Consider the following 6,724-nt stretch of genomic DNA (forward strand, 5'->3'; position numbering starts at 1 on the left):
GGCCCTGTCCGGCACTCCCCGCTCAGGCCCGCACTGCTGGGCACGCGGTCTTGCGCGGAGCCGTCATGGCCGCAATGGTGTGGCCCCACACCTTTGCAGGCACATCCGGCACCATCCAGAGGCAGGAGCTGCCCATGTCCGACAGCACCACCACCGAGGACGCCGACTACCTGGGGCGCCGCACCCTGCGCCGTGGCAGCGCCGGCTGGCTGCTGCTCACCGGCCTCGGCGTCGCCTACGTAGTCTCCGGGGACTTCTCCGGCTGGAACATCGGCCTGTCGCAAGGCGGTTTCGGCGGTCTCGCGATCGCCACGCTGCTGATGGGGGTGATGTATGCCTGCCTGGTCTTCTCGCTCGCCGAACTGTCGGCGATCCTGCCCACCGCGGGCGGCGGTTACGGCTTCGCCCGGCGCGCGCTCGGCACCTGGGGCGGCTTCCTGACCGGTACGGCGATCCTCATCGAGTACATCCTGGCGCCGGCCGCGATCTCGCTGTTCATCGGCGACTACGTCGAGTCCCTCCACCTCTTCGGCCTGACGGCGGGCTGGCCGGTCTATCTCGCCTGCTTCGTGATCTTCATAGGCATCCATCTCTGGGGCGTGGGCGAGGCGCTGCGCTTCAGCCTCGTGGTGACCGCCTTCGCCGTGGCGGCGCTGCTGATCTTCGCGGTCGCCGCCTTCACCGAGTTCGACGCGGGCGGTCTCACCGACATACCCGTCGACACGTCGGCGTTCGGTTCGAACTCCTGGCTGCCGTTCGGGCTGCTGGGCATCTGGTCGGCGTTCCCGTTCGGCATGTGGTTCTTCCTCGGTGTGGAAGGGGTACCGCTCGCCGCCGAGGAGGCCAAGGACCCGGTGCGCTCGATGCCGAGGGCGCTGTCCCTCTCCATGGGCGTGCTGGCGCTGCTGGCCCTGCTCACGTTCTTCGCCACGACCGGTGCGCAGGGCTCGGCCGCCGTACGGGAGGCGGGCAACCCGCTGGTCGTCGCGCTCCAGGGGGACGGCGGCCCGACACCGCTCAGCCGCTTCGTGAACTACGCGGGCCTCGCCGGGCTCGTCGCCTCGTTCTTCTCGCTCATCTACGCGGGGTCCCGGCAGCTCTTCGCGCTCTCCCGCGCGGGCTATCTGCCGCGTTTCCTGTCCCTCACCAGCCGCCGGAAAGTCCCCTATCCGGGGCTGCTGATCCCGGGGGCCATCGGCTTCACGCTCGCCGCCGTGAGCGGTGACGGCGGCCGGATGCTGAACGTCGCGGTGTTCGGCGCCACCATCTCGTACGCCCTGATGGCCCTCTCCCACCTCGTGCTGCGCCGCCGCGAGCCGAGTCTCGCCCGCCCGTACCGCACACCAGGCGGCATGATCACTTCGGGGGTGGCGTTCGTCCTGGCGCTGTTCGCGCTGGTCGCGACCTTCCTGGTGGACAAGGAGGCGGCCTTCATCGCGCTCGGCGTCTACGCGGTCGCCGTCGCCTACTTCGCCTTCTACAGCAGGCACCGGCTGGTGGCGGCGGCCCCCGAGGAGGAGTTCGCGGCCCTGGCGGCGGCCGAGGCCGAGCTGGCAGCAGACTGATATCGGACGCGCGGGCACGAAGACACGCACGCGCAGACACGTATACGCACATCACGGAACGTCGGAGGATCGCACTGTGAAGCCGCTCATCGGCATCAGCACCTATCTGGAGGAGTCAGCGGCCTGGGGCACCTGGGATCTGCCGGCGGCGCTGCTGCCCGTCGGCTACCCCCGGCTCGTCCAGCGCTCGGGCGGCCTCGCCGCGATGCTCCCGCCGGACGACCCGGCCGCCGCCGCCGGGGTGGTGGCGCGCCTCGACGGGCTGGTGATCGCGGGCGGGCCCGATGTGGAGCCCGTACGGTACGCAGCCGAGCCGCACCCCCGCACGGGCCCGCCCGCGCGCGAGCGGGACGCCTGGGAACTGGCCCTGATCGAAGCGGCGCTGGCCTCGGGGACCCCGCTGCTGGGGATCTGCCGGGGGCTCCAACTGCTCAATGTCGCGCTGGGCGGCACGCTCGTGCAGCACATCGAGGGCCATGTCTCGGCGACCGTGGGCACCTTCGGCGAGCATCCGGTCAAGCCGGTGCCCGGCACCCGCTACGGCGCCCTGGTGCCCGAGGAGTTCACCGTACCGACGCAGCACCACCAGTCGGTCGACCGCCTCGGCGCGGGGCTGACCGTCTCCGCGTACGCGGCCGACGGCACGGTGGAGGCGGTCGAACTGCCCGACCCCCAGTGGGTGCTGGGTGTCCAGTGGCATCCGGAGATGGCCGACGACACCCGGGTCATGGCAGCGCTGGTCCGAGCCGCTTCCTGAGCCAGCGGAGCGCCGCCACGCCCTGGGCGTGCTGGAAGGCGCGCAGCGTCGGGATGCCCGGGACCGGCGGCCCGAGCGACCCTTCCAGGAAGTAGCCGGCGGCCGCCGCCAGTACGGCGGTCACCCCCGCCCGGTCCGCGCCGGCGGCCGACGGGTGTCCCGTGAACAGCTCCTCCGGGTCGGGTCCCCCTTGCGCCGCCACGCTCGGCAGCATCATCACCAGGTCGAACCAGGGCGCGGCGCTGCGGGCGTGCGGCCAGTCCACGAACACCACCCGGTCCCGGGTGAGGAGCATGTTGTCGGCGCGCAGGTCGCAGTGCGCGAGCGTGTCGCCGGAGGCGGGCTCCGGCCATCCCGAAGCGATCTCGGCGAGCGCCGTGAGATGGCGCAGCGCCCAGAGGTCGAGGCGGCCTGCGGCCGGGCCGTCCGCCGCGCCCGCGTCGACGAGCCGCTGCCAGCCGCCGAACATCGTGGCCATGGCGGCGGCGACGGGCCGCGCCCCGGGCGGGCACGGCGTGAGCCGCTCCGACAGGGACGCGACCGCTTCGAGGACCCGGTGCAGTTCGTCGGCGCGCCAGGGCACCTGGGGCTGCCGCCCTTCGATGTCCTCGAAGGCCAGCACGACCCAGGTGCCGTCGTCGTACGTGCCGAGCAGCCGGGGCGCGGGGGTCCCCGGCGGCAGGGCGGCCGTGTTGGCGGCCTCCCTGCGGTGCATCCCGGGGCTGTCGGCGTTGGTGTCGGCGCTCACCGCCTTGACGAAGGCGCGCCGCCCGCCGGCCAGGGTCAGCCGGGAGGCGACCCCCGGCGAGAAACCGCCGTGCTGCGTCACCGCTCCGGTGACCGGTGCGCCGAGCATGTCCTCGACCGCGTGTCTGACGGTCGCGGGGAGACCGGCCCAGGGCAGTCGTACGCCGGTGGCCGGCGGTGCGGTGATGTCCATCACCGCATCCTGGCGGTCCCGGGCGCACCGGCCAACCGGTTATCGGGACCTGCCGGCCCCTGGCTCCCGACTGGACTGGATCGAGGCCGAGTTGGCGGCCGGCCCGAAGCCGAACTTCGTGCCCGCCTCACCGATCCGTTCGTGGACCGGACACCCGGCCGAGGCCGCCTGACGAGCCGTTCTAGATCACTTCCCGGAGCACGTCGTCCGCCGGGGTGGCGCTCACGCCGAGTACCTTCTCGGTCTCCGAGTCGTCGATGACGAACGGCTGGCCGGGCTGGGTGAGGACTTCGTGCAACTCCGCCCAGAACGGCTCGGTGAACGCGAGCAGGGTCAGATCGCGTTCGGTCAGCTCTTCCATCCGCGGTTCCGGTGCCCCCGCGAGTTCGGCGAGTCGCACGGCCAGTTCCCGGACCGACAGGGTCGAGGTGGGGACGTGCCAGGCCCTTCCGTACGCCTGCTCGTCGCGGCTCGCCGCGACCAGCGTGCGTGCGGTGTCACCGATCGCCGAGTAGCTGTGCGGCACGTCGAGTTCCTGCGGCACCAGGACCAGCCGCCCTTCCAGGACCTGCCGCAGGACCATGAGGCTGAACACCGAGAAGGCGCCGGCGCCGTAGAACTGGGCGGCCCGCACCTCGGTGACCTTCACCCCTGAGGCGGCGGCTTCCTCCCACACCCGCGCTCTGGCCCGCCCCTTGGGGCCGGTCGCGGCCAGCGGGAGGTCGGGGGTGATCGGCCCGTTCACGGGCCCGTAGGCGTAGAGGTTGCCGAGCATGACGTACGCGGCCCCGGTCCGCTTCACCGCGTTCAGGAGCGACTCCGACAGGATCGGAAACCGCTCCGGCCAGAGGTGGTAGGGCGGCGCGGCGGTGGTGAACAGCGTGTCGGCCCCCTCCGTCAGTCCGGTGAGCCGGTCGGTGTCGGTCGCGTCCGCGGCGACCCTGTCGATGAGCGGATGGTCGGGCCCGCCGCCGGTCCGGCTGATCATCCGTACCCGTTCGCCGTCCTCGGCCAGCAGCAGAGCGGTCTTCGAAGCGGCGGCGCCGCGACCCACGATCACATGAGATTTCATGCTGACAACGGTGCCGCGCCACCACCTCGTACGATACTGGCCAGAATGCCAACCCTCCGGAGGTTCTGGCCATGCACCGCGTCGTCGCAGTTGTCGTGCCGCCCGTGCTCAGCTTCGACGTCTCGATCCCGCTCATGGTGTTCAACAGCGTTCCGGACTACGACGTGCGCGTCTGTACGGCGCGGCCCGGCCCGATGCCGACCGTCGGCGGCCCCGACATCGTGGTGCCGGACGGCCTGGAAGCGGTCGAGGGCGCCGACACGGTCATCGCTGTCGGCAGCGGCGGCGAGCGGGCTCCCGCGGAAGCCCTCGACGCCCTGCGGAAAGCGGCGGCGACCGGCGCGCGGATCGCCTCCCTGTGTACGGGTGCTTTCGTACTGGCCCAGGCCGGCCTGCTCGACGGGCGGCGCGCCACGACCCACTGGGGGCTGGCCGGCGACCTCGCCACCCGCTTCCCGTCCGTCGATGTGCAGCCCGACCTCCTCTTTGTCGAGGACGGCGGGATCTTCACCTCGGCGGGAGCCGCCGCCGCCATCGATCTGTGCCTGCATCTGGTCCGAATCGACTACGGCGCTGCGGTCGCCAACACGGCCGCGCGGCTCGCTGTGGTCCCTCCCGTACGGCCGGGCGGGCAGTCCCAGTTCATCGAGACGCCGCTGCCGCCGGAGCGCGGCACCTCGCTCGCCCCCACTCGGGCCTGGGCGCTCGAACACCTGGATCGCCCGCTCACCCTGGGCGACCTGGCCGGTCATGCCAGGACGAGCGTGCGCACCCTCAGCCGGCGCTTCCACGCGGAGACCGGACTGAGCCCGCTCCAATGGCTGCTGCACCGGCGCGTCGACCGGGCCAGGGAGCTGCTGGAGACCACCGAGCTGCCGATGGATCAGGTGGCCAGGAAGAGCGGTCTGGGCAGCGCGGACTCCCTCCGCAAGCACATGACCGGCCGGGTGGGGCTCACGCCCACGGCCTATCGCGCGAGCTTCAGCAGGTCGGTCACCCGGCCCGGGCCGGGTGACAAGACGCTAGCCGTCGATCCCTCGCCGGGTCAGCGAGAGCAGGTCGCGCGCCGGGCCCGCGGGCATGCCGCCGGCCGGCCAGACCGCGCGCAGGTCACGCCGTAGCCGTACACCGTCCACCGCCACGCTCACCAGGCGCCCGGCCGACAACTCCTCGCCGAGCGCGAGTTCGCTCAGGACGCAGGGTCCCATCCCGCTCACGGCCGCCGCCTTGAGCGCGGTGGTTGAGGCCAGTTCGAGCAGCGGCTCGGCGAGGCCGCCGTACGCGGCGAGCGCGGCGCCGAGGACCTCGCGGGTGCCTGAGCCCGGTTCGCGCAGGATCAGCGGGGTCCTGGCCAGTTCGCCCGGGGTGACCGGGGTATCACGGGCGGCCCACGGATGGCCGGGTGCGGCGACGACGAGCAGCCGGTCATGGCCGATGACGGTGGAGTCGAGCCCTTCCGGCATGGTGAGGCCCTCGACGAAGCCGAGGTCCGCCTCGCGGGAGAGCAGCCGCTCGGCGACGACGGCGGAGTTGCCCGCGTGCAGCGAGACCGCCGTGCCGGGGAGTCTGCCGTGGAGCGCGACCAGCCAGCCGGGCAGCAGGTATTCGGCGATCGTCATGCTGGCGGCGACGCGCAGCCGCGAGTCCCTGCGGTCGCGCAGCGCCTGCGCTCCGGCGTCGAACGCCTGGGCCGCCTCGATGACGGGCCTGGCCCAGCCGGTGACCAGGGTCCCGGCGTCGGTGAGCCGGGAGCCGCTCGGTGAGCGGTCCAGCAGGGCGACGCCGAGAACGCGTTCCATCGCGCGGATCCGGCTGCTTGCCGCCGGTTGGGTGATGCCGACCTCGGTGGCGGCTCTGCCCAGGCTTCCGAGACGCGCGACGGCGAGCAGCAGTTCGAGCGCGCCGAGGTCGGGCACGCGCCGGGAGAGAGGGGCAGGGGCTTCGGCCATAAGTCCAGCCTATGGCCTCATAGAAGCCCGGGGTCTGGTGAGGACTGTATACAGCCGGGAAGGTAGAGCCATGGCCACCGTGGCACGCCCCCGCTCCCCCGCCGATCCCCCTGGCTCTTCGGACCCTCCCGACTCCTCCGACCCTTCTGACCCGGCTGACACCACTGGACCCGGTGGCACTGTCGGCGCGCGACGGCTCCCCTCGCTGCGCCACCTCGGCCCCAACTGGTACGCCGCCGTGATGGGCACCTCGATCCTCGCGACAGCGGGCGCCGCCCTGCCCGCGTCCGTCCCCGGGCTCCGGACCGGCTGCGTGGCGGTGTGGGCGGTGTCCGTGGTGGCACTCGCCGTCCTGCTCCCCGCCCGCGCCTGCCACTGGGCGTACCACCGCGACCAGGCGCGGGCGCATCTCCTCGATCCGGCGGTCGCGCCCTTCTACGG

At 72.7% G+C, this 6,724-nt stretch carries 6 protein-coding genes and 1 pseudogene; 4 read left to right on the forward strand and 3 right to left on the reverse strand.

The features are described 5' to 3' along the window. The first annotated feature begins 134 nt into the window (after positions 1–134). The gene (eat, locus tag QR77_RS06030) at positions 135–1,565 is read left to right on the forward strand and encodes an ethanolamine permease (protein ID WP_040020119.1); all 1,431 of its coding nucleotides are present in this window, start codon (positions 135–137) and stop codon (positions 1,563–1,565) included. A 76-nt stretch (positions 1,566–1,641) separates the two neighbouring features. Then, the gene (locus tag QR77_RS06035) at positions 1,642–2,322 is read left to right on the forward strand and encodes a gamma-glutamyl-gamma-aminobutyrate hydrolase family protein (protein WP_040020123.1); all 681 of its coding nucleotides are present in this window, start codon (positions 1,642–1,644) and stop codon (positions 2,320–2,322) included. Here QR77_RS06035 and QR77_RS06040 read toward each other — a convergent pair. After that, positions 2,291–3,262, reverse strand: coding sequence for an aminoglycoside phosphotransferase family protein (locus QR77_RS06040; protein ID WP_040020124.1), 972 nt, complete (start codon positions 3,260–3,262; stop codon positions 2,291–2,293). The two genes, QR77_RS06035 and QR77_RS06040, sit on opposite strands and share 32 nt — an antisense overlap. Positions 3,263–3,443: 181 nt before the next feature. Beyond that, complete coding sequence (locus tag QR77_RS06050; RefSeq protein WP_040020127.1) at positions 3,444–4,334, reverse strand: NAD-dependent epimerase/dehydratase family protein; 891 nt, start codon at positions 4,332–4,334, stop codon at positions 3,444–3,446. Between the two features lie 71 nt (positions 4,335–4,405). Between QR77_RS06050 and QR77_RS06055 the strand changes: the two genes are divergently transcribed. After that, positions 4,406–5,455: a helix-turn-helix domain-containing protein gene (locus tag QR77_RS06055; RefSeq protein ID WP_078876500.1), complete on the forward strand. Its 1,050-nt coding sequence runs from the start codon at positions 4,406–4,408 to the stop codon at positions 5,453–5,455. On the opposite strand, the gene QR77_RS06060 is transcribed toward QR77_RS06055, so the two are convergent. Then, positions 5,357–6,283 carry a LysR family transcriptional regulator gene (locus QR77_RS06060; RefSeq protein ID WP_040020128.1) on the reverse strand — a complete coding sequence of 309 codons (927 nt, stop codon included), beginning with the start codon at positions 6,281–6,283 and terminating at the stop codon, positions 5,357–5,359. The genes QR77_RS06055 and QR77_RS06060 overlap by 99 nt on opposite strands. A gap of 70 nt (positions 6,284–6,353) precedes the next feature. Between QR77_RS06060 and QR77_RS43255 the strand changes: the two are divergent. After that, positions 6,354–6,724, forward strand: a pseudogene (locus QR77_RS43255) (C4-dicarboxylate ABC transporter); the annotation flags it as partial.

It is taken from the genome of Streptomyces sp. 150FB (assembly GCF_000818195.1).
GTDB lineage: Bacteria > Actinomycetota > Actinomycetes > Streptomycetales > Streptomycetaceae > Streptomyces.

What these genes read in the sequence shown, in the direction of transcription:
- eat (WP_040020119.1), top strand. Translation starts at nt 135, where the DNA reads ATGTCCGACAGCACCACCACCGAGGACGCCGACTACCTGGGGCGCCGC.
- QR77_RS06040 (WP_040020124.1), bottom strand. Translation starts at nt 3,262, where the DNA reads ATGGACATCACCGCACCGCCGGCCACCGGCGTACGACTGCCCTGGGCC.
- QR77_RS06050 (WP_040020127.1), bottom strand. Translation starts at nt 4,334, where the DNA reads ATGAAATCTCATGTGATCGTGGGTCGCGGCGCCGCCGCTTCGAAGACC.
- QR77_RS06055 (WP_078876500.1), top strand. Translation starts at nt 4,406, where the DNA reads ATGCACCGCGTCGTCGCAGTTGTCGTGCCGCCCGTGCTCAGCTTCGAC.
- QR77_RS06060 (WP_040020128.1), bottom strand. Translation starts at nt 6,283, where the DNA reads ATGGCCGAAGCCCCTGCCCCTCTCTCCCGGCGCGTGCCCGACCTCGGC.